20 protein-coding genes are annotated in these 22,355 nt (G+C 72.2%); 3 read left to right on the top strand and 17 right to left on the bottom strand.

From position 1 onward, the window contains the following. Positions 1–182: 182 nt before the first annotated feature. A complete protein-coding gene (locus tag ASE15_RS16275; protein WP_056764437.1) occupies positions 183–1,079 on the top strand; it encodes an HNH endonuclease in 897 nt (298 codons plus the stop codon). 130 nt (positions 1,080–1,209) lie between these two features. Here ASE15_RS16275 and ASE15_RS16270 read toward each other — a convergent pair whose 3' ends face one another. The 4 genes from ASE15_RS16270 to ASE15_RS16255 all read right to left on the bottom strand — a co-directional run bounded on the left by ASE15_RS16270 (position 1,210) and on the right by ASE15_RS16255 (position 4,642). After that, positions 1,210–2,013, bottom strand: coding sequence for a restriction endonuclease (locus ASE15_RS16270; RefSeq protein WP_235534491.1), 804 nt, complete (start codon positions 2,011–2,013; stop codon positions 1,210–1,212). A gap of 327 nt (positions 2,014–2,340) precedes the next feature. Beyond that, on the bottom strand, positions 2,341–3,180 hold the full coding sequence (locus ASE15_RS16265) for a VOC family protein (RefSeq protein WP_056764433.1): 840 nt from the start codon (positions 3,178–3,180) through the stop codon (positions 2,341–2,343). Positions 3,181–3,271: 91 nt separating this feature from the next. Then, the gene (locus tag ASE15_RS16260; RefSeq protein WP_157257679.1) at positions 3,272–3,544 is read right to left on the bottom strand and encodes a hypothetical protein; all 273 of its coding nucleotides are present in this window, start codon (positions 3,542–3,544) and stop codon (positions 3,272–3,274) included. Positions 3,545–3,553: 9 nt separating this feature from the next. Continuing rightward, complete coding sequence (locus ASE15_RS16255) at positions 3,554–4,642, bottom strand: C2 family cysteine protease (protein ID WP_056764431.1); 1,089 nt, start codon at positions 4,640–4,642, stop codon at positions 3,554–3,556. A gap of 186 nt (positions 4,643–4,828) precedes the next feature. On the opposite strand from ASE15_RS16255, the gene ASE15_RS16250 reads away from it, so the two are divergent. Continuing rightward, positions 4,829–5,371 (top strand): hypothetical protein, encoded by a 543-nt coding sequence (locus ASE15_RS16250; RefSeq protein WP_157277255.1) that lies wholly within the window; start codon positions 4,829–4,831, stop codon positions 5,369–5,371. A 183-nt stretch (positions 5,372–5,554) separates the two neighbouring features. Here the strand turns inward: ASE15_RS16250 and ASE15_RS16245 are convergent, their stop codons facing one another. Both ASE15_RS16245 and ASE15_RS16240 read right to left on the bottom strand, forming a co-directional pair. Next, positions 5,555–5,827: a HepT-like ribonuclease domain-containing protein gene (locus ASE15_RS16245; protein ID WP_056764427.1), complete on the bottom strand. Its 273-nt coding sequence runs from the start codon at positions 5,825–5,827 to the stop codon at positions 5,555–5,557. Beyond that, positions 5,824–6,366 carry a nucleotidyltransferase family protein gene (locus ASE15_RS16240; protein ID WP_235534489.1) on the bottom strand — a complete coding sequence of 181 codons (543 nt, stop codon included), beginning with the start codon at positions 6,364–6,366 and terminating at the stop codon, positions 5,824–5,826. The genes ASE15_RS16245 and ASE15_RS16240 overlap by 4 nt, the downstream gene beginning before the upstream one ends. 167 nt (positions 6,367–6,533) lie before the next feature. Between ASE15_RS16240 and ASE15_RS16235 the strand changes: the two genes are divergently transcribed. Further along, positions 6,534–7,508 (top strand): glycoside hydrolase family 19 protein, encoded by a 975-nt coding sequence (locus ASE15_RS16235; RefSeq protein WP_056764425.1) that lies wholly within the window; start codon positions 6,534–6,536, stop codon positions 7,506–7,508. A gap of 85 nt (positions 7,509–7,593) precedes the next feature. Here ASE15_RS16235 and ASE15_RS16230 read toward each other — a convergent pair whose 3' ends face one another. From ASE15_RS16230 to ASE15_RS16180, 11 genes are all read right to left on the bottom strand, one after another. Then, entirely contained in the window at positions 7,594–10,113 is a 2,520-nt protein-coding gene (locus ASE15_RS16230; RefSeq protein WP_056764418.1) for an alpha/beta hydrolase-fold protein, read from the bottom strand. Positions 10,114–10,207: 94 nt separating this feature from the next. Continuing rightward, positions 10,208–11,044, bottom strand: a complete 837-nt coding sequence (locus tag ASE15_RS16225; protein WP_056764416.1) for a CoA ester lyase — start codon at positions 11,042–11,044, stop codon at positions 10,208–10,210. Beyond that, on the bottom strand, positions 11,041–12,249 hold the full coding sequence (locus ASE15_RS16220; RefSeq protein ID WP_056764414.1) for a CaiB/BaiF CoA-transferase family protein: 1,209 nt from the start codon (positions 12,247–12,249) through the stop codon (positions 11,041–11,043). Before ASE15_RS16220 ends, ASE15_RS16225 begins: the two co-directional genes overlap by 4 nt. Continuing rightward, positions 12,246–14,363, bottom strand: coding sequence for an SUMF1/EgtB/PvdO family nonheme iron enzyme (locus tag ASE15_RS16215; RefSeq protein ID WP_056764412.1), 2,118 nt, complete (start codon positions 14,361–14,363; stop codon positions 12,246–12,248). Before ASE15_RS16215 ends, ASE15_RS16220 begins: the two co-directional genes overlap by 4 nt. Then, a complete protein-coding gene (locus ASE15_RS16210; protein WP_056764410.1) occupies positions 14,360–15,355 on the bottom strand; it encodes a ribokinase in 996 nt (331 codons plus the stop codon). The genes ASE15_RS16215 and ASE15_RS16210 overlap by 4 nt, the downstream gene beginning before the upstream one ends. Next, positions 15,352–16,737, bottom strand: coding sequence for an ADP-ribosylglycohydrolase family protein (locus tag ASE15_RS16205; RefSeq protein WP_056764408.1), 1,386 nt, complete (start codon positions 16,735–16,737; stop codon positions 15,352–15,354). The genes ASE15_RS16210 and ASE15_RS16205 overlap by 4 nt, the downstream gene beginning before the upstream one ends. Then, the gene (locus ASE15_RS16200; protein ID WP_056653595.1) at positions 16,734–17,912 is read right to left on the bottom strand and encodes an ADP-ribosylglycohydrolase family protein; all 1,179 of its coding nucleotides are present in this window, start codon (positions 17,910–17,912) and stop codon (positions 16,734–16,736) included. The genes ASE15_RS16205 and ASE15_RS16200 overlap by 4 nt, the downstream gene beginning before the upstream one ends. 106 nt (positions 17,913–18,018) lie before the next feature. Further along, positions 18,019–19,305 (bottom strand): ABC transporter substrate-binding protein, encoded by a 1,287-nt coding sequence (locus ASE15_RS16195; protein WP_056764406.1) that lies wholly within the window; start codon positions 19,303–19,305, stop codon positions 18,019–18,021. Positions 19,306–19,394: 89 nt separating this feature from the next. Then, the gene (locus tag ASE15_RS16190; protein WP_056653063.1) at positions 19,395–20,222 is read right to left on the bottom strand and encodes a carbohydrate ABC transporter permease; all 828 of its coding nucleotides are present in this window, start codon (positions 20,220–20,222) and stop codon (positions 19,395–19,397) included. A 4-nt stretch (positions 20,223–20,226) separates the two neighbouring features. After that, positions 20,227–21,114: a carbohydrate ABC transporter permease gene (locus tag ASE15_RS16185; RefSeq protein WP_231907857.1), complete on the bottom strand. Its 888-nt coding sequence runs from the start codon at positions 21,112–21,114 to the stop codon at positions 20,227–20,229. 80 nt (positions 21,115–21,194) lie between these two features. Further along, positions 21,195–22,235, bottom strand: coding sequence for a LacI family DNA-binding transcriptional regulator (locus tag ASE15_RS16180; protein WP_056653069.1), 1,041 nt, complete (start codon positions 22,233–22,235; stop codon positions 21,195–21,197). Between the last annotated feature and the right edge of the window lie 120 nt (positions 22,236–22,355).

The following is a 22,355-nucleotide window of genomic DNA, read 5'->3' as shown; positions in this document are numbered from 1 at the left end:
TTGCCCGGAAGAGTGTGGGAACTACGTAGTGCGCCGGTGCGGTCCGGCGGTGCCTCCCGTTCGCGGGTCGGCCTCCGACTCGCACCGCCCATGCATCGTGGTCACCGATGATCTGGACGTTCCGCCCATACTTCACCCTTCTGAAGCTTGAAAGTGCGTCGCGGGGCTGATGAGCTTCCGCCATGGACTCAGCCGTCGAAGCCGCCCTCCGAGCGCGAATCATCCAGTGGGTCCACCAGCGAGCAGACATGAACGGTGGCTTCCTTCATCGTGACGAGCTGCTCGACTTCCACATCGACGGCGGGAAGCTCCCCGTCATCGACTATTCACGCGGGATCCGCAACCCAAGGACCTTCTCTTCAACGCTGTCGATCGTGAGCGTCGCAGACGGCCCGTACGACGATGCCGAGTCCGACGATGGGCTGCTCCACTACGCCTATCGCGCGGGCGACCCATGGACGGGAGACAACCGAAAGCTCCGACACGCGATGGAGACTGGCATGCCGATGATCCTCTTCCGCAAGGAAGTCCCGAACATCTACACGCCCGTTGCCCCGGTCTACGTCGTCGACGACGAGCCCGAGAATCGCCAGTTCCTCATCGCCCTCGATGAGGCATTCAAATTCATCCCCGATCCTGGCCACTTGACGGCACCCCAACGTGCGTATGCGCTTCGGCTTGCGAAACAGCGACTGCACCAGCCGGCATTCCGCACGCGCGTGCTCGTCGCCTACGAGACCCAGTGCGCCGTCTGCAATCTCAAGCACGGCGCACTCCTCGATGCCGCTCACATCATCCCGGACAGCGACGAACGTGGCCTTCCCACTGTGAGCAACGGTCTCGCTCTGTGCAAGATCCACCACGCCGCGTACGACCACAACATGCTCGGTGTCACGCCGGACTACGAAGTCCGCATTGCCGTCGATCTCCTCGAAGAGATCGACGGCCCCATGCTCAAACATGGCCTTCAGGAGATGCACGGACGCCAGATCACCGTTCCGCGACGACGCGGAGAACGCCCGGATCCCGAGCTCCTCGCCTCACGCTTCGAACGCTTCGGACAACACCCGAGCATCTGACGCTCGACGCCGTAGCTTGCCATTATTTCGAGCAACCGGGCCGCGGGAAGGTGGGAGCTGGCGGAGGTACCCAATCCGTTCTGGACCCAGCAGCAGGCCTTGTCACGCTCCTACTCGTGGCGCGATACGTCTACTCGGCCATCATCCATACGCGCTTGAGCGGAAGTCGCGATCGAATCTCCTCGGGTAGATCGTCGTAGACCCGGGTCACGGCATCGACGACATCCTCGGCGGTCCATACCCGAATCCGGAACTGCTGCCCGTACACCGAGTCTCGGGCGGGCTTGGTCAGCCCTCCCCACGCGACCAACAGGCCTTGTTCCGCTCCTTGTGAGTGGATGACGCCGCTCAGATCCCGAACCACGATGTCCGAGATCTGCGCGCCGGACTTCACCTGGACGATCAGTCGAGGAGAGTCCATCCCCAGGATTCCCCGGCCTGCGACGATATCGATCCCCCGATCTGCGCCCGGAGGCGACATGGTGCACACGAATCCCTCGGCCTCCAGGATTGCGGTCACCAGCAGAGCCAACTCGTGTCCGGCGAACTCCTCGGCGATGCGGGCCGTGATGCGATCCCTGGCCACTTCAACGATGTCGGCGTGAAGCTCCGGTTCGTCAACGTCATCGTCTGAGGTCAGCCCAGCGAGCTTGACCGGAGAGCTGAATGGAGCTGTGCCGGGATCCTCACCAACCTCCAGCAGCCTCTGGAGGCGCTCAACGGCGTGGCTCTTCGTGGGCGCAAAGATGGATAGCGCGCTACCTAGTGAGTACAGCAAGTCCTGCTTGACGGCTGCACGCGAAACGTCGGTGACCTTCCAGTCGACCCCGACGACATGTCGCTTGTCCGGCTCTAGCTCCCCTGACCGGTAGACATAGCCGCTGGCCACGTGCCCCATGGCGATCTGCTTCGTCGTCTTCAGAGGCATGACCATCAGGTCACCTGGCTGAATTCGGGCACGGAGCGCCCATGTTTGCCCGGTGTAGTTCGCCTGGGCGGGAGCTCCGAGATCCGGGTATGTCTGAGCGATAACGCCCGCCACGTCCTTGCGTGTCCGGCAAGGCGTGAGATCGGGCAGTTCTCTCCAGCCTCCTCCAGACACCCCGTTCTCCAGAGCCCACTGGTCTCGCTCACCAAACCTACCGGCACGGACAACCCACGCTGTGACCATGACACCTCCCGTGCAGAGGGTCCCAGGTTTTCCCGGGATGGACGTGTACCCGGGCCTGCGCGTGTCCACCCAACCCGCAGTGCCTCTCGCCTACCCCCACTCCTGCGGCGCGAACTGCGACAGCGTGAGCTGCGCTCCCTGCGGGTCGCGCACCACGGCCTCGCGCGTCCACTCGTTCTCGCTCGTCGACAGCACGATCCCACCGGCCCGCTCGGCCGCGGCTGCGCTCTCGTCACGGTCCGCGACGGAGAACGCCACGTCCCACCGAGCCGGCCCCTCGACGCGCGCCAGCCCGGCAGCGACGTCGGCGAACCCTGGCGGCGCGAACTCCTGCCGTTCGAAGATCCCGGGGTCGATCGTGTGGGCGAGGTGGTCGCCGTACCCCGGGACGCGGAACATCCCGGCGCCGAGCGCGGGATCGAGCTCCCAGCCGAGCAGCGGTCCGTAGAAGTCGAGGGCCCGGTCCGGGTCCGGCGTGAGGAGGTTGCTGAAGTTCCAGGTGCCCGGCTCGTTGACGCGCTGCGCCCCGAGGCGCGTGCCCGCCTGCCACAGCCGGAACCGTGCACCCTGTGGGTCCTGGACGGACGCCATGCGTCCGGGCGGGCCGACCGTCTCAGGTCCGGAGAGCAGCACGCCACCGTCGGCTGCGACAGCCCCGGCCGTCGCACCGACGTCGTCGACCGCGACGTAGGTGATCCACTCGGGTGGCGCGTCGCCGCCCTCGGGCGGGGAGGCGATCGCCGCGACGTCCTGCCCGTCGAGCGAGGCGACGACGTAGCGCCCGGGCGCGTCGGGCGGCATCTTGTCGGTGAACGTCCATCCGAACAGGGCGCCGTAGAACGCGGTGGCGGCGTCGACGTCGGGCTGCTCGGTGTCCACCCAGCACGGCACCCCGTGCGGGTACGTGCGGGGCTGCGTCGGTGAGCTCATCTCTGCCTTCCCGGCCCCGCCGGGTGCGAGGCCTCCCGCGTTCCACCTTCCCAGCCGCCGCTGACACCGGCCTCCGGGGAGGACCGTCCGGTCAGTCGGCGTCGTCGATCTCCTCGAACCGCAGCGTGACCTCGCCACGGACCGTGCCTTCGCTCGCCCGGATCTCGTCGAGGTGGAGCGTCCCGACGCCGTCGAGCTCGAACGCGTCTCCCTCGTCGAGCACGACGACGGCCTCGTCCGAGGGGGTGCGCAGCGCGAGCTGCGCGAGGGGCGTGCCGTCGACGAGGCCGACGCGCATGATCCCGACCCGCAGCACCCCGAAGGTGGGTTGCGAGCCCTGCCGAGCATTCCTGACCGTTGTCACAGGTGGGTCCTATCGAGTGGAGGGGACGGCGTAGACGGTGTCGAAGTTCTCCTTGTACTGCTTCTCCGTGAGCCACATGTCGCCGACCTTGTCGGACCCGTCGTTCTGGAGGTGGGCGCCGGGTCCCCACGGATTGATGACGTGGACCTTGAGCTCGCCGTCGCGCTCCTCGACCTTGTCGACGATGTACGCGTGGTTGGGCACGACCCGGGAGTCGTCGACCTCGTCGCCGAACGGCCACCACGACGGCTCGTCCTCCGTCCCGAGCGCGACCGGGCCGTCAGCGAGGCGGTCCTTCAGGTCGGAGAGGTTCCCCTCGCCGGTCTTGGAGGGGGTCGCACCGGTGATCGCCGCGAACGCGTCGCTCGAGTAGCCCCCGTCGATGTCGTCGTAGCTGCCGCCCCAGTACTCGGCGGCCGCCTTCTCGTAGATCGACGCCCAGCTCGGGTTCCCGCTCGGGTCCATGACGCCGTCCTGCGCGACCTCGGGCTCGACCGTGATCTCGACGGGATCGCCGTCCTTGTACATCGTCACGGTCCAGGTCCCGTCGGCGTTGAGCCTCATGTGGTCGCGGATGAACTGGGGGTCGTCGCGGGCGACCGCGCCCAGGCCCGCGAGGAGCCAGCAGTCGCCGAGGCCCTGCTGGTTGATCATGTTCGGGTCGAGCGCCGCGTCGTCGAGCGGGATCGTGGGCGGGACGTCGACCCACGGTCCGTGGCCCGAGAGGTCAGGGTTGCCCGGACGGTCCTTCCCACCGTCGCCGGAGCGGTCGCCGCCATCCCCGGCCCCCGGTGCACCGCCCCGGTCGAGGCTGGGTCCCGCTCCACCGTCGGCCGCGCTGGTGCGGGCCTGGTCCTCGGCGTTCCGCCGGAGCACCTCGGCGTTGTCGCGGAGCGCACCGAGGCAGGAGGCGAGCGCGGGGGCCAGCCGCCGGGACCAGTCCTGCCGGAACTCCTCGGCGTCGGGCCCCACCCAGCCCGCGGCGGCGACGATCCCGTCGACCTGCCGCCGGGCCGTCTCGAGCGTCTCGGCGCTCTCCACGAAGCTGCTGCCGAGCCCTGCGAGCGCCTCGACGTCGGCGCCGAACATGGTGCGCATGTCCCCCCTCGTGGCTGCGGGACCGCCTTGGTCCCGGTGCGTCGCCGACCCACGCTATCGACCACGCGGCGGGCAGGCCATGGGCAGCGGTCCCCATGCGACGTCACCCGGCGGGCGCCTCGTCGCTGCTAGGTTCGACGACGCCGCGCACCCTGCGCGTCGACCGACCCAGCGAGGGGGCACCGCGTGAGAGACGCCGGATCGTCGAGGAAGCGGCTGCGCACCGCGGGGGTGCTGCTGGTGGTGGTCGTCGTCGGGCAGCTCGCGGCAGGGTGCGGTACCTCTCCCGCCGCGGCTCCGACCGCGAGCACGCCGGGCGCGAGCCCTGCCGAGGCGCTCGACACGTACACGGTGGTGCGCGACGACGTCCTCGCGGCGCTGTCGTCGCTCGACCCGGCCGCGCCGTGGGAGTCGAGCGGGACGGCCTCCCTCTCCGAGGAGGGCTCGGCGTGCACCCTGGTCCTGCCGGCCGCCGGCTCGGCGCAGTACCTCTACGTCGAGGGCGACGACTTCGCGGCGGTCCGCGCGGCGCTGGACCCGGTCCTCGCGCAGCACGGGTTCGCCGCGCTGGGTCAGACCGTGTTCGCGGACGGTGGGGCGGTCGAGGTGTCGTCGACCGACGACGCAGGGGCCGAGCTCGTCGTCTCGTCCGAGCAGACGTCCGTCGTCCGCCTGAACGCTCCGGTGCTGTCGGAGACGTGCGACGACGCGGAGCTCGGGCGGTCCTAGGGTGGTATGGCTCAGGCGGCGCGACGCTTGAGCCCTTCGCACCGCGGCCCGGGCCCATGTCGCCCCACCCGCAGGGCGCGACTACCCAGGGGAGTGTTTTCTGCGCAGCCACCACAATTGTGGTGGCTGCGCAGAAAACACTCCCTCACCCAGACACCGAGCGTGTCCGGTCCACGCCACGCTCTACGACATCCCTGACGGACGGAGCTTCTGCTCGATCGACCGCAGGGCCGACTCGAAACCCTCGAGGTCGTGCTTGACCGTGGCCGCGATGATCGCAGGATCGACGACCGTGTAGGCATGCACGATCCGGTTCCTCGTCGCCCAGATCACTTGCCAGCGACGACCGAACGCCTGCTCCCGGACCGGGACACTCAGCCCAGCCACGGCATCGATGGCCGCCGCCAGGCGCAGGCACACCGCGTCGAGGACCAGCTCTCGATCTCCGCGCTTCACAGCGCGATCGAGTCGACGGTCGCCGCGACCTCAGGTCGGAGCGACCGTGCCGGCACGACGTCGACCGTGCGCCCGAGCATCTCCCCGAGCTCGGCTTCCAACGCCGCCAGGGTGAACAGCCCGACCTGAGGGTCGAGGTCGACCAGGAGGTCGACATCCGAATCGACGCTGTCCTCGCCTCGCGCCACCGACCCGAAGAGTCTGACGTTCGCCACCCCGTACCGCGCCGCGACGCGAACCACCGCGGCTCGCTCTTCCATCACACGATCAAGGAGCGTGACCTCGTGGCCCCCCGGAGTGCCGCCGGACGAGTCATCCGCCTGCTTGATCGCGATCCGTTGCAAGCGATGAACCTCTGGCTGACTCCGCCCGATCGCCATTCCGATCCTGCGTTGGCTCCACCCGAGGGAGGTGGCCTGCTCGACAGCACGCACGAGCGCTCGACGCGCCTCGTCGCGCGCCGCATCCGCGCGCCCCGCCACTCGCCCGAGGTGGGCGGCGAAGGCTCGCTCGACCTGCGACTCGGACACCTCGGCCATGGAACCACCTCCTGATAGGAGAACCTATCAGGCAGACCGAAGCACAAGAAGCACCGTCGGCCACCGACCTCCCCTCACCTACGTAGTACCCCCTACGTGCGTTGACCATCGGACAAATCCCCCGTCAGGCTCGCAGTCGTCCCCTGTCATCGACGAGAGGTACGAACATGCGCACCGCGCACACGATCCGACGGCCAGCGACGACGCTGGCCCTGCTCGCCCTGCTCCTCACGACCGCCCTCGCGGCGCTGTCGGTCACCGCGACCGTCCTCGCCCCCCGCGCCTCGGCCGCCGAGCCCTGCGCCGCACCGTGGAGCGCGTCCGCGGTCTACACGGGCGGCGCGGTCGTCTCGACCGCGGGCCACAACTGGAAGGCCGGCTGGTGGACGCAGGGCGAGACACCCGGCACCACGGGCCAGTGGGGAGTGTGGCGCGACCAGGGCACGTGCGGCGGCTCGACCGGCGGCACCACGGGCGAGACCGGCGGCACCACGGGTGGTGACAACGGGGGCGGCAACCAGACCGGCTTCGTCGTGACCGAGGCCCAGTTCAACCAGATGTTCCCCAACCGGAACCCGTTCTACACGTACCAGGGCCTGGTCAACGCCCTGAGCGCGTACCCGCAGTTCGCCACGTCGGGCGGCTCCGAGGTCGCCAAGCGCGAGGCCGCCGCCTTCCTCGCCAACGTGAACCACGAGACGGGCGCGCTGGTCTACGTCAAGGAGAGCAACACCGCGAACTACTCGCACTACTGCGACCCGAGCCAGTCCTACGGCTGCCCCGCGGGCCAGTCCGCGTACTACGGCAAGGGCCCCATCCAGCTCTCGTGGAACTACAACTACAAGGCTGCCGGTGACGCCCTGGGCATCGACCTGCTGAACAACCCGTACCTGGTCGAGACCGACCCGGCCGTGGCCTGGAAGACGGGCCTCTGGTACTGGAACACGCAGTCGGGTCCGGGCACCATGTCGGGCCACCAGGCCATCGTCAACGGCGCGGGCTTCGGCGAGACGATCCGCTCGATCAACGGCACGCTCGAGTGCAACGGCGGCAACCCCGCGCAGGTGCAGAGCCGCATCGCGGCGTTCCAGCGCTTCGCGCAGATCCTCGGCACGACCACGGGGTCCAACCTCACCTGCTGAGCCCCTGCCCTGCTGCCCGACGACGGAGCGCACCTTCCGCAGGGAAGGTGCGCTCCGTCGTCGGGCGGGCAGAGGGCGCGACCCGTCAGGCCGCGCAGTCCGTCGCCGCGTACCGCGCGACGACCTCGACCGGCCCCGCCGGTTCCTGCACCGTGACCGTGACCTCGCCGGCCTCGATCGCGGCCACCCGCGTCGCGAACGTCTGCTGCGCGCTCTTGCCGGCGGCCACCCCCGCGAACGACTTGGTCCCGAACGGCGTCGACACCTCGAGGCTCACCGCCTGGTCACCACCGTTGAGCGCCCGCACCGAGACCTGCGCCCGGCCCGCGACGCAGCGCGCCGTGGCCTCGACGCCCACCGCGGTCGTGGGCACGCCCGGCCCCGTGGCGAAGTCGACCCGGGTCACGAACACGTCCCCGGCCCCGGCGTTCACCGCGCCGAACGGCGCCCCGAACGTCAGACCGCTCAGCCACGCACCGTCGACCCCGGGCGCGGCGAACAGGTTCGCGTCGTCCCACTCGTCGGCCCCGTCGCGCTCCCTCGTGCCGAGCTGGCTCACGGCCCCGGGCGTACCGTCGGCCGCGAGCGCGAGCGTGAACACGTCCACGCCGCCGACCGGGGTGCCGAGCGCCCCGTACGTCGTGCCCACGACGAGCACCGTGCCGTCGGCACCCGCGACACCCGTCACGCCGCGGTCGTCGGTCGCCGTGCCGGTCTGCGTCGTCCACAGGACCTCGCCGCGGGCGTCGAACGCCCGCGCGAACACGTCGTTGTCCCCCGCGGACGCCCCGCCGAGCGCCCCGCGCGTGTGCCCCACGGCGACGACCGACCCGTCGGCCCGTGCCACGAGCCCGCTCACCTGGTCGTTGGCCGACGTGGCGACCCCTCGCATCCACGAGAGCGAGCCCGCGCCGTCGTACCGCGCGACCCACCCGTCGTTGGCCCCGGCCGCCTGCGCGCCCGGCATGCCCTGCCCCGCGACCCCGCCCACGTACACGGACCCGTCGGGCCCGGGAGCGACCGCGAGCGCCTTGTCCTCGCCCGGCCCGCCGACCTGGCGGAGCCACAGGAGCTCGCCGGTCGCCGACACGCGCCCGACGATCGCGTCCTTGTCGCCCGCGCTCGTCCCGCCAGGGATGGTCCCGCTCGTGTACCCGGCGACGTACGCGCCGCCGGCCCCGTCGGACGAGAGGGCGTAGAAGCGGTCGGCTGCGGCGGGGTCGCCCGTCTGGAGCGTCCAGGCGCGCTCTCCCGCGGCGGTCACGGCCGCCACGAACCCGTCGTCGCGCGTCGAGCCCGCGTGCTTCCCGTCGAGGTCTCCCTTGGTGTACCCGGCGACGAGGGTCGTCCCGGCCCGCCCGGCGGCCACGCCGTACGCGCGCTCGTCGGCGGGCGTCGCGACCGGGTGCTGCCACAGCGTGGCCCCGTCCGCGTCGCGGCGTGCCAGCACGACGTCGAGTCCGCCCGCGGGCTGCGACCCGGCCCAGGCCCCGGCGAGGTTGAGGGCGACGGTCGTGCCGCCGTCGGGCGCGGCGAGGATGCCGCCCGCGCGGTCGTCGCCCGCGGAGCCGAGCAGCTCGGCGTCCCACGGCACCGTGGGCTCGGTGCGCAGGCGCGAGGACACGTCGACGATCGCCTCGCGGAACGCGGGCTGCCAGACGTCCCAGTCGTGGCCCCCGTTCATGACCCGCAGCTCGGCCGTGACTCCCGGCACGCGGCGCGCGGTGTTGTAGAGCCGGGCCGACTCGAAGTCGATGTCGTGACTCGCCTCGGCGGGGTCGGGGTTGGCCCACTCGTCGTCGCCGACCGCGACGAACAGGTGCACGGGCAGGGCAGGATCGAGCGCGGCGAGCGCCGCCGGGTAGGAGAGCTCGGTGTACCGCTCGGGCGAGAACAGCTCGTGCCCGACGCCGTAGCCCCCGTGGTCACGGACGGACGAGTCCGCAGGTGGCTGGGGGACGTACACCGCGGGGCTCAGCACGATGCCCGCCGAGAACTCGTCCTGGTGCGCGAGCGTCAGGCGCAGCGCGCCCGCCCCGCCCATCGAGTAGCCGCCCACGGCGCGCGCCTCGCGGTCGGCCACGGTCCGGTAGGTCGCGTCGACGTGCCCGACCAGGTCGCGCGTGAGCGCGGTCTCGACCTGGAAGCCTGCGCCGGTGCCGGAGTCCGCGGAACCCTCGTAGGCCGAGTCGGTGTACCAGCTCCCCCGGTCGTTCCAGGGCGCGTCGGGCATGACGACGACCAGGGGCTGGATCGCCTCGGTCCCGATCAGCTCGTCGAGGTCGGTCGCGACGCGCTGCCACGCGGCCTGCGTGTCGCCGCGCCCGTGCAGCAGGTAGACGGTCGGGTAGCGCTGCTCGGCGTCCTCGTCGTAGCCCGGCGGGAGGTACACCGTGTAGTCGACGGCCCCGCCCGCGCCGAGCGCCTCGGAGGGCGCGCTGCCGGGCACGAGCGTGCCCTGCTCCGCGGCCGCGACCGGCCCGGCCGCGACGAGCGGCAGCCCGACGACGGCGCCGCCCGCTCCCACCACCCCGGCGAGGAGGGCGGCGATCCGCCGCCGCGAACGAGGGACGCGTGGGGGCGTCGCCGGGAGGGCTGAGGTCATGGTTCTCTCCTTTGAGAAGCAGTTGTTTCACTGAGCCGCTGAGTGCGGAGCTCTTGTGCGACACGCCCGGCGTGTCGCACAAGAAACTCCGCACTCAGCGATGGGGCTGGGGGTCCCCCGCGACCGCGAGGACCGAGCGCGCGCGCTCGACCATCGCGACGTCGAGGAACGTGCCGTCAGCGAGCGCGATCGCCCCGACCCCGCGCGCGGCCGCGGCGCCGACGCGGTCGAGCACCTCGCGCGCCCGGTCGACCTCCTCGGCGCTCGGGAGGAACGCCTCGCGGATGGGGTCGAGCTGCACGGGGTGGATCGCGGTGCGTCCCAGGAAGCCGAGCGCGCGGCCCGCGCGGCACGAGGCCACGAGCCCGTCGACGTCCTTGACGTGCGTGTACGCCGACATGGACGGCGACGGCAGGCCCGCGGCCCGCGCCGCGACCACGAGGCGGCTGCGCACCCAGGCCAGCGCGCCGTCGTCGTCCACGCGCAGGTCCGAGCGCAGGTCGGCCTCGCCGAGGCCGACCGACGCGACCTGGGGCGACGCCGACGCGATCTCGAACGCGCGCTCGACCCCGAGCGCCGACTCGATCAGCAGGTGCACGTCGCGCCCGGGCAGCGCGGCCGCGAGCCCGCGGACCTCGTCGGCCGACTCGACCTTGGGCACGCGCGCCCCCACGGCGAGAGGCAGCCTCGCGACCGCCGCGACGTCGTCGGCGTGCCAGGGCGTGCCGCGCTGGTTGACGCGGACCTGGACCCGGCGCGAGGTCGCCGCGAGCAGGGCGACGGCCTCGCGGCGCGCGGCCTCCTTGCCCGCGGGGGCGACCGCGTCCTCGAGGTCGACGATCACGACGTCGGCGGACGTCGCGAGCGCCTTGGCGACCCGGTCGGGGCGGTCGGCCGGGGCGTAGAGCAGCGTGAGCGGCGGGGTGCTCATACGGCCCCCGCCTCCCGCAGCGCGGCGACCCGGGCCGCGTCGAAGCCCAGCTCGCCCAGCACCTCGTCGGTGTCCGCCCCGTGGTGGCGGCCCGTGAACCCGATCACGCCGTCGTGGTCCGAGAGCCGGAACAGCGGGCCCTGCATGAGCATCGGACCGAGCTCGGGGTCCTCGATCTCGTGGAGCGTGCCGAGCGCCTGGAACTGCGGGTCGCCCACGATGTCCTGCGCGTCGTAGATGGGCGCGACCGCGGCCTGGGCCTCCTCGAACGCGGCCACGACCTCGTCGCGCGTGCGCTCGGCGATCCACCCGCCCACGGCCGCGTCGAGCTCGTCGGCGTGCTGGGCGCGCTCGGCCCCCACCGCGAACCACGGCTCGTCGATGACCTCGGGGTGCCCGACGAGCCGCATGACGCGCTCCGCGATCGACTGCGCCGACGTCGAGACCGCGACCCACTGGCCGTCACGCGTCCGGTAGGTGTTGCGCGGCGCGTTGTTGGCCGAGCGGTTTCCCGTGCGCGGCTGCACGGTCCGCAGCTGGTCCCACCGCGTGATCTGCGGGCCGAGCATCGCGAGGATGGGCTCGATGATCGCGGTGTCGACGACCTGGCCGCGCCCTGAGTTCTCGCGGCTCTGGAGCGCGACCATGACCGCGAACGCGGTCGCGAGCGACGCGACGCCGTCGGCGAGGCCGAACGGCGGCAGGGTCGGCGGGCCGTCGGGCTCGCCCGTCATGGCCGCGAAGCCGCTCATGGCCTCGGCGAGCGTGCCGAACCCGGGCCGCGAGCGGTACGGCCCCACCTGCCCGAACCCGCTGATGCGCGCGAGCACGAGGCGCGGGTTGCGGGCCGAGAGCTCGTCGTAGCCCAGGCCCCAGCGCTCGAGGGTCCCGGGGCGGAAGTTCTCGATCACGACGTCGGCCTCGGCCGCGAGCGCCAGGAAGACCTCGCGCCCGCCGTCGCTCGACAGGTTCACGGTCACGGCGCGCTTGTTGCGCCCGAGCGTCTTCCACCAGAGGTTGACGCCGTCCTTCGAGGCGCCGTGCCCGCGCGAGGGGTCGGGCTTGGTGGGGTGCTCGACCTTGATCACGTCGGCTCCCATGTCGCCCAGGTGCATGGCCGCCATGGGTCCCGCGAAGAGCGTCGAGGCGTCGACGACCTTGAGGCCCGCGAGCGCGCCGTCCGCAGGGTTGCGCGAGACGGTCATGCCGTCACCTCGTCCGTGGTCCACGCGCAGCGGAAGCCGATGCTCGAGCTGCGCGCGAGGCCCAGGCCCGGCAGGAGCAGCTTGGCGCTGAACTCGGGGCGCTGGACGCCACCGTCGAAGTACCACTCGGATCCGGTCGACTCGTGGTCGGCGCCGCCCTTGAGCATCGCGTAGCGCGTGCGGCCGTCGCTGTGCTCGCTCTCGGTCCAGTTCCACACGACGGGCGCGCCGCGCAGCAGGCCGCCCGTCTCGCCCGCGAGCTGCCACTCGTCCTCGCTCGGGAGGCGGCCTCCGCGCCACGCGCTGTAGGCGCGCGCGTCGTCGAGGTCGACGAACGTCACCGGCTCGTCCTCGTGCCCCGCGGGCGGTCGGCCGTCCACCCAGTGCGCGAGGAACCGGTGCGAGGTCGCGGGCCGGTAGCCCGTGGCGTCGACGAACGCCGCGAACTCGGCGTTGGTGACCTCGGTGGCCGCGACCGCGACGGGAGCGGCGAGCTCGCCGTCGCGCTGGAGCGTGCGCGGGTCGTGCAGGCGCGGCGAGAGCGGCTTCCACTCCTCGACGTAGGGCGCGCCCTGGTACATCCCGGTCTCCCGGGCGCGGTAGCGCACGGTCAGGACGTAGGGCCCCGCAGGCACGACGACGACGCCCGCGTCGGGTGCGCGTGTCGCGCCCGCCTCGGGCTCGGCCGCGGGAGCGACGCGGCGCGCGAGCCGGTGCGGGAACCGGGCGTCCCGGCTCGCCGCGTGCTCGCGCATGTCCTCGACCAGGCCGGGGAGCCAGTCGGGCTCAGCGGCGCCGGGGGCGACGTGCAGGAGCGCGGCGATGCCGCGCCCCGGGACCGTGACCACGGGAGGGGTGGTGGCGCCGTCGACGCTGACGGGGCCACCGGTCGGGGCGACCGGCGCGCCGGTCGGGTCGGTGGCCGTCGCGAGGCCCGTCAGGTCGACCAGGCGGCCGGCGGGCGCGGCGGTGAGGACCGGGCCCGTCCAGTCCTGCTCGCCGCGGTTGACGAGCGTCCACAGCGAGACGCCGTCGTGCGAGAAGAGCGACGCGTGCACGCCGGCCTCGCGCGCCTCGGGGGCGAGGTCGGCGAGCGGGGTCCACCCGCCGTCGAGCAGCAGGTCCTTCGCGGCGCGCTGGACCGTGACCATGCGGCGCAGGGTCGCGGCGTCGCGCTCGCTCCACCCGACCCACACCCCGAACACGACCTCCCAGACCATGACGCCCACGCCGTTGACCCAGGCGGACTGCAGCTCGTCGGTGTGGTCCCGGTTCCAGCGGCGCACGTGGTGCTGCATGTGTCGACGCTCGTACCAGTGCGCGCGCAGCACACCCGGCACGGACGAGTCGGCGAAGAACTGCGCCCACGACGACGAGTGGTCCTCGATGCGCTCGACCGCGAGCTTGGACTCGCCCTCCAGGACGATGCCGGGCCGGGCGGCCTCGAGCCGCTCGACGAGCTCGGGCTCGGCCTTCTTCAGGGTGTCGAGGAAGACGCCGTCGGCGGGAAGGTCCGCCACGACCGCGGCGAGCTCGGTCAGGTCGTCCTCGCCCCGGCGCGTGCCCGTGTCCCAGGGGTTGTAGTCGACGAACACGTGCAGGCCCGCGGCGTGCAGGGTCGCGACCAGGCCGTCGGGGCCCGTGAGGCCCGGGACGTCGCGGTAGAAGTCCCACTGGTTGCGGTCGTCGATCCCGATCACCGGGTACGCGTGCCACAGCACCACGGCGTCGAGGCCTGCGAAGCGCTCGCGGGCGTCGGCGAGGAAGCGCTCGGGCGTGAAGCGGTTCTCCTCGAACGAGTAGAGCAGCTCGTCCCACAGCCAGACCTGCGCGATCGTGAAGCAGCTCGCGGCCCAGGCGGCCCGCGGCCGTTCGTAGACCGCGCCCGTGAAGCCGTGGCGCTCGCGCGCGTCGGTGCGCCACGCCTCGAGGCGCTCGCGCCAGGCGGCCCACTCGGCGGGGTCGTCGGGGGCCGCGAAGATCTTGGCCTCGTCGAGCGCGGCAAGACCGCGCGGGGCGCCGGGCGTGGCACCGTCACCGGTGGCGCCGTCGAGCGGGACGACCGTCGGCAGGTCGATGGGGCGGGGGACGAGCGGGTCGAACGTGTAGCTCATGGCAGCTGCTCCGGGTGCGCGAAGGTGGTGACCTCGTCGGCCGTGGGGACGGCGTCCTGGGCGCCCGGCCGGGTCACGGCCAGGGCACCTGCGAACGAGGCCGTCCGGGCGGCGTCCACGAGGGTGGACCCGCCCGCGAGGGCGGCGGCGAGCACGCCGCAGAAGGTGTCGCCCGCGCCCGTCGTGTCGACCGCGTCGACCCGCGGGGCCGGGACCCGGACGGGGTCCGCGCCGCGTTGCGCGACCAGGCAGCCCGCGCCGCCGAGGGTCACGACGACCGCAGGGACGCGTTCGAGGAGGACCGCGGCGAGGCGCTCGACGGAGTCGGGGCTCGCGGTCCCGGCCGGGTCGGCCGCGGAGGCCGCGGCGGCCGGGTCGGCCGGGCCGGCCGGGCCGCCCGCCAGGTCGAGGGCCTCGTGCTCGTTGACGACCAGCAGGTCGAGCGCGGCCCACATCTCATCGGGCAGGTCGCGCGACGGCGCCGCGTTGAGCGCGAGGACAGCGCCGGGGCGACGGGCCGCAGCGGCCGCGAGCACCACGTCGAGAGGGATCTCGAGCTGGGCGAGCACGACGTCGGCCGCCGCGAGGCGGTCGGCCTGCGCGGCCCCGATGCGCACGTGCGAGTTGGCACCCGGCGCGACCACGATCGCGTTCTCGCCGTCGGGCGAGACCGTGATGAGCGCGGTCCCCGTGGGGGCCTCGACGCGCTCGACGAGGTCGGTGCGCACGCCCGCCCGGTCGAGCGAGGCGAGCAGCAGCTCGCCCGACTCGTCCCGGCCGAGCGCCCCGACGAACGACGTGTCGGCGCCTCCCGCACGGGCCGCGGCGACGGCCTGGTTCGCGCCCTTGCCGCCGGGGCTGCGGCGCAGGTCGCCGCCGAGGATCGTCTCGCCGCCACCGGGGTGGCGCGGGACGTCGACGACGAGGTCGACGTTGGCCGAGCCGACGACGACGACGCGTCCACGGCGGACCGCCTGCGAGGAACCGGTCATGCCTCGGCCCTCGCGAAGGACTCAACGACCGCCGGTGCCGTGAGGCGCAGGGCGAGCGTGCGGGCGACGAGGTCGTCGATGCGCTGCTCCCCTCCGGGGAGCGAGGTCGCGATGCGACCGTCGACCGGCCCGGTCCAGGCCTGGCCGATCCCGTCGGTCCCGCGCAGCGCGCCGACGACCCCGCCCACGGTCGCGGCGGCCGAGTCGGTGTCCCAGCCCGCGGTCACCGCGATCGAGACGCTCGCACCGAAGTCCCCCGCGCCCTTCGCCAGCGCGTAGGCGATCACGGCCGCGTTGTTGAGCACGTGGACCCAGTGCAGGTCGCCGTACGCGGCGTGGATCCGGTCGAGGCCGGCGCTCACGTCGCCGTCCTGGGCTGCCGCCTCGCGGCCGAGCCGCACCGCGTGGGCGATCCGGCTGTCCGGGGGCAGCACGGTCTGGGCCGCGTCGAGCACCTCGTCGACCGTCGCGCAGACCATCGACGCGGAGGCGAGCGCCGCGGCCCACATGGCGCCGTAGACGCCGTTACGCGTGTGGCTCAGGCGCGCGTCGGTCCAGGCGAGGCGCGCTGCGGTCCGCACGTCGCCGGGGGCCACCCAGCCCAGGACGTCGGTGCGGATGAGCGCGCCGATCCACTCCCGGAACGGGTTCTGGTGGGTCGCGGTCTCGGGCACCGGACGGGCGTCGAGGATGTTGCGGTACGCCGCGCGCTCCGCGGTGAAGACGCGCCCCGCAGGCAGGTTGTCGAGCCAGAGCTGGGCGACGTCGTCGGTCGTGAACCCCGGACCGTGCTTCTCGAGCAGCGCGAGCGCGAGGATCGGGTAGTTGAGGTCGTCGTCCTCGGGCATCCCGTCGATGTTCTCCTCGAGCGACGTCGGCGCGCTGCGCCGGTTCCACGGCCACCGCGCCGCGACGTCCTCGGGCAGCCCGACGGCCGTGAACCAGGTCGTGAGCGGCCAGCGGCCCGTGGCCCGCAGGATCTCCTCGATGCCCGCGCGCGGGATCTTCTCGACCGGCTTGCCGAGCAGGCATCCCGCGGCGCGCCCCGACCAGGCGCCGTGCACGCGGCGGGCGAGCTCGTCGTCGGGCACCGTGGCGAGGACCGGGGGCGCCGGGAGGAGCGCGACGATCTGCTCCCACCCGTCCGGCTCGTGCGGGGCCGGGGCCGCGGGCAGGGCGTCGAGCTCGTCGAGCAGCTCGCGCGCCAGGGCGCGCAGCGCCGGCGGCGCGGGCACGGGGCCCGCTCCGCTCACCGCCGGGACGACCTCGCCGCCCGCGGCGGTCCACCGCTCGACGACGCCCGCGACGTCCTTGCCCTCGGTCGCCGACTGGACGAGCTCGTGCGCGAGCAGGTCCTCGGGCTGGGCCCAGGTGAGTCTCACGCCGACGCTCCCACCGTCGCGGCCTCGATCTCGTCGAGGGCACGGAGCCTGGCCTGCGCCGTCTCGCGGTCCGCACGCAGGATGTCGGACGCGACCTCGCCCATGAGGCGCCCGGTCGCGCGGACGTCGGTCCGGCTCGCGCGCTCGATCTCGTCGAGCCACTCGGTCGGCACGACCTCGGTGCCGCCGAGCCCGGCCGCGATCGCCCCGGCCATGACCGCGATCGAGTCCGCGTCGCGCCCGTAGTTGACCGCGCCGAGCACGGCACCGCGGAAGTCCCCGCGATGCCCCAGGACGAACCCGAGGGCGGCGGGCAGCTCCTCGATCGCCTTGGTGCGCGAGGGGCGGCGGGCGTCCATCGACATCTGCCGGTACTCGGGGCCCACCGAGTCGAAGGGTGCGACGACCGCACGGATCCTGCGCGCCAGGGCGCGCTCCTCCTCGTCGGTCGTCGGGACCGTGGTCCAGCCGTCGAACGCGTCGACGACCGCGCGCAGCGCGGCGAGCGTCCCGTCGTGCGCGACGTCGAGCGCCGCCGCGACGACGTCGTCGAGCGTCGCGCCGGGAGCGACCGCTGCAGCGACCATCGCGGCGAACACGCCCGCGGCCTCGCGACCGTAGCTCGCCTGGTGCGCGCCCGTCAGGTCGATCGCCTCGGCGTAGGCGCCGCGCGGGTCGCCCGCGTTGGCCAGCCCGACGGGGGCCACGTACATGGCCGCGCCGCAGTTGATGATGTTCCCGACGCCGGCCTCACGGGGGTCGACGTGCCCGTAGTGCAGGCGGGCGACGATCCACTTCTCGGCGAGGAACACGCGCTGGAGGAGCAGGACCGTCGACTCGAGCTCGGGGACCCAGCGCGGCTCGCCGATCATGAGCGGGACCAGGTCCTCGGCCATCGCGTACGCGTCGAGGTGCGCGCGGCGCTTGGCGTAGACCTCGACGAGCGCCTGCGTCATGAGGGTGTCGTCCGTGATGTGCCCGTCGCCCTTGTGGTACGGCGCGATGGGGCGGGCGTCCTGCCAGTTGGGGTAGTACGGCCCGACGATGCCCGTGACCCGCCCGCCGTGCCGCTCCTCGATCTGCTCCGGCGTCCAACCTTCCGTCGCCCCGCCCAGCGCGTCGCCGACGGCTGCGCCGGTGATCACCGCCACTGCCTTCTCGTCCAGCCAGCTCACCAGGTCACTCCCTGTTCGTCGTTCGTTGATCGGGGTGACGCGGGGCCACCCGTGGTCGTCGTCCGCGCGGACGGGCGGGCTCCCGCCCGTCCGCACGGGTCGTGCACTACTTCGTGATCTCTTCCCAGCCGGTCGTCAGCTCGGTGGCCACGCCGTCGGCGTCGATCTCCTGCGCCAGGAAGCGCTGGTAGGCCGGCGTCGCGACGGTGTCCTTCCACTGCGCGTACGCGTCGACGAAGAGGTACGGCGCGGAGACGAGGTGCTGCCCCGAGGAGAGGATCACGTCCCAGCCGTTCTCGGTGCCGAGCTTGGCCGCGAGGGCCTCCTGCGCGGAGGTCGTCGCGGGGATGAGCGCGTCGGCCTCGTTGAGGGCGGCCAGGTTCTCGGTCTGCGTGAAGAACTCGATGAACTCCGCGGACTCCTCGACGTGCTCGGAGTCGATGTTCACGGACAGGGTCTGCGGGTTGGCGGCCTGCTCGGCGCCCTCCGAGCCCTCGAGCGGCGGGAGCACGATCCAGTCGAAGCCCTCGGGCGCGTCGGTCGCGATGTTCGCGGCCTGGAACGAGCCCTGGATCGTCATGGCGACCTGCCCGGCGTAGAAGGTCGCGAGCGTCTCGGACCCCGTCTGGCTCAGCGTCACGGGCAGGATCGACTTGTCCTGGTACGCCATGGCGTCCACGAGCTCGGGGACCGCCATCTCGCCCTCGCCGACCGTGAGCGTCGCGTCGGCCCCGCTGCCCTCGAAGAAGGTGCCGCCGAAGCCCGGCGCGAGCGCCATGTAGGCCGCGGTGGGGCTCTTGAGCCCCCAGCCCAGGCCGTACGTGCCGTCCGTGGTCGTGGCCTGCGCGATGGCGCGCATCTCGTCCCACGTCATGGTCTCGCCCGTGGGGATCGTGACGCCCGCGGCGTCGAGCAGCGTCTTGTTCGCGAACACCATGTAGGACTGGAGCTCGGTCGGGTACGCGATGATCTTGCCGTCGACCGTGACCGCGTCGAGGATCCCCTCGGGGACGTCCGAGCGGAACTCGTCGGACATGTGCTCGGTGAGGTCGGCGAGGTAGCCGTCCGCCGCGAAGGGCACGATGCTCGCGGCCTCGTAGTGGATGATGTCCGGCGCGGCACCACCGTTGAACTGCGTGATGAGCTTGTCGTAGATGCCGTCCCAGCCCGCAGGGACGATCTCGACCTGGACGTCCGGGTTGGCCTCGTTCCAGTCCGAGACGATGCTCTCGGTCGCGGCGATGGCCGCGGGCTGGTCGGACAGCGACTGGAACTTCAGCGTGATCGGACCGGAGTCTCCACCGGCGTCGCTGTCCCCGCCGCTTCCGCAAGCGGTGAGGAACAGGGTGCCGATCGTGAGGCATGCGGCGATGGACGCACCACGAGTCTTCATGTGTCTGCCTTTCTGAGGCGTGGGGGTCGTGCGGGTGAGGTGGGTACTGCGGGTGAGGTGGGTACTGCGAGGGGCTGCGCGCACTGCGCTCACCCCTTGACGGCACCGGACAGGAGTCCGCCGGTGAGCCTTTTCTGCATGATGGAGAAGAAGACGATGCTGGGGATCGCCGCGAGCACGGCGCCTGCCGCGAGCGGGCCCAGCGCGACCTTGCCCTCCCCGCCGATGAACATCTTGAGCGTGATCGGCAGGGTGTAGTTCTCGGGCGACTGGAGCAGCACGAGCGCGAAGAAGAACTCGTTCCACGAGGAGACGAAGCTGAACATCGCGGTCGCGACGACGCCCGGCATGAGGAGCGGGAAGACGATCGTGCGCAGGACCGTGAGCCGGCTGGCCCCGTCCATCGAGCCGGCTTCCTCGAGCTCGATCGGGATCGAGCTCACGTAGCCCTGGAGCATCCACAGCGCGAAGGGCAGCGTGTAGGTCGTGTGCACCAGAGTCAGGCCTACCAGGCTGTCGGTCAGGCCGATGGTCCGCAGGATGAGGAACAGCGGCAGGATGATGAGGATGACGGGGAACACCTGGCTGACCAGGATCCACCCGACCCCCATGCCGCGGACCAGGCCCTTGAGCCGGGCCAGGACGTACGCGCCGGGCAGCGCGATGAGGAGCACGAGCGCGGTCGAGACGAGCGCCACGACCGTGGAGTTCCACGCCGAGCGCACGAGCCCCTGACGCTCGAGCGCGGCCGAGTAGTTGCCCCACTCGATGTCCTGCGGGACGAGGCTCACGCTGAGCGAGTTGAGCTCTCCCGACGACTTGAGCGACGCCGAGATGAGCCACAGCAGCGGGAAGCCGAGGAAGACGATGTAGAAGCACAGCGCCACGTACTGGGCGGGCCGGACGAGATGACGCATCAGATCACTTCCCCGTGCTGTCGCGGTCTTGGCGGAACTGGGACCACAGGTAGATCGCGAGCAGGAGGACGACGACGACCACGAGCACCACGCCCATGGCGGCCGCGTAGCCGATGTTCCTGTTCTTGAACGCCTCGAGGTACGTGTAGAGCATCGGCAGCATGGTGCGGCCGCCCGGTCCGCCCTCGGTCAGCACGTAGACCAGCGAGAAGGAGTTGAAGTTCCAGATGAAGTTGAGCGAGGTGATCGACGTGATGATCGGGCGCAGGCTGGGCAGCGTGACCGCGGTGAAGCGGCGCCAGGCGTTCGCGCCGTCGATCGACGCGGCCTCGTGGAGCTCGTCGGGGATCTGCTGGAGGCCCGCGAGCAGCGTCACGGTCGTCTGCGGCATGCCGACCCAGATGCCCACGACGATCACCGCGGGCAGCGCGGTCGAGAAGTCCGCGAGCCAGTTGATGTCGTCCGGCAGCCCGATGCTCCCCAGGAACGCGTTGAGCGGCCCGGCGTTGGGCGAGTAGATCATCCGCCACATGATCGCGACGACCACGGGCGGCATGGCCCACGGGATGAGCGCGAGGACGCGGGTCAGGCCCTGGAGCTTGAGGTCGGAGTTGAGCAGGAGCGCGAGCCCCATGGCCGCGACGAGCTGGAGCACCGTCACGGAGACGGCCCAGATCATGCCGATCCGGAACGAGTCCCAGAAGAACGAGTTGTCGGCCAGACGGACGAAGTTGTCCATCCCGACGAACGTGTACTCGGGGTTGCGGACCAGGCGGGCGTCGGTGAACGCGAGCCCCACGCCGACCAGGAGGGGTGCGACGCTCAGGACGAGGATCGGGAGCAGCGACGGGATGACGAGGGCGATGGCCTCGCGCCGCTTCGCGCGCGCCATCCCTCCGGTCCTGCGCGGGCTGCGCCGCGGCGGGGTTGTCGGGGTGGACGGCCGGGGGCCGGCCTCCACGGTGGTCGCTGTCATGACTTCTCTCCGTCGAGTGCGTCGGTCGGGCGGGTGGACTCGCGGACGAGGAGCGTCGGCCCCACGTCCACGTGCCGGGTCTCCTGGGCGGTGCCCTCGACCAGGCCGAGCATGATCTGCGCGGCGCGCCGACCACGTTCGGCCGAGCCCAGGGAGACGCTCGTGAGGCTCGGGTAGAACACGCGGCCGATCTCGGTGTCGTCCATGCCGGTCACGGCGAGGTCGGTCGGGACGTCGAGGCCGCTCTGCCGGGCTGCGTGCATGGCGCCGATCGCGAGCAGGTCGTTGGCCGCGACGATCGCGTCGAGGCCGCCTCCGCCCGCGCCGCGCTCGATGAGCCTGGTCGCCGCCGCGAGGCCGGCCGCGACCGTGAAGTCCTCCGCGATCTCGACGTCGACGCGCTCCGCCGAGAAGCCCGGGGCGGCGACCGCGGCGTCGAAGCCTCGCTGGCGGGCCTCGCCGGGGGTCGTGTCGAGGGGGCCGTTGAGGAAGGCGATCCGGCGCCGGCCGATGTCGAGCAGGTGGGTCACGGCCTGGCCGATCCCGCCGGCCGAGTCGGTCGAGACCGAGTCGATGCCGCGGGCACCGAGAGAGCGTCCGATGACCACGACGGGCACCGCCGACTGCCGGATCTCCTCGACCAGCTCCTCGCTCATGCGCAGGGGGCTGAGGATGATCCCGTCGACCATGCCGCTCGCGAGGCTGCGCACGAGGTCGGTGGTCGAGTGCGCGGTGTCGCCGGTCGTCGTGACGACGACGCGGTAGCCGTAGGGCGCGACGACCGCGTGGATCGCCGACATCATCTCGACGTAGACCTGGTTGCCGATGTCGGCGACCGCGAAGGCGATCTGGAACGTGCGCCGCATGCGCAGCGAGCGCCCGACGGCGTCGGGGCTGTACCCGAGCTCGTCGGCGGCTGCGCGCACCCGCTCGACCATGGCCTTGCTGGCTCCGGACCCGTGCAGCGCTCGGGAGGTCGAGGCGAGCGACACCCCGGCGCGCTCGGCGACCTCGTTCAACGTTGCACGTGACGCCATCGGTTTCTTCCCTCTCCGTCGAAGGTGGTGCTGGGCTCTCGTTTCTGGAAACGTTTCCAACATCGCGGTGCGAAACATGCTGGAAACGTTTCCGGATGGGAGGCACTCTTGCATGCGGCT

Source organism: Oerskovia sp. Root22, from assembly GCF_001429135.1.
GTDB lineage: Bacteria > Actinomycetota > Actinomycetes > Actinomycetales > Cellulomonadaceae > Oerskovia > Oerskovia enterophila.
This window is presented reverse-complemented; position numbering and strand designations above follow the sequence as displayed.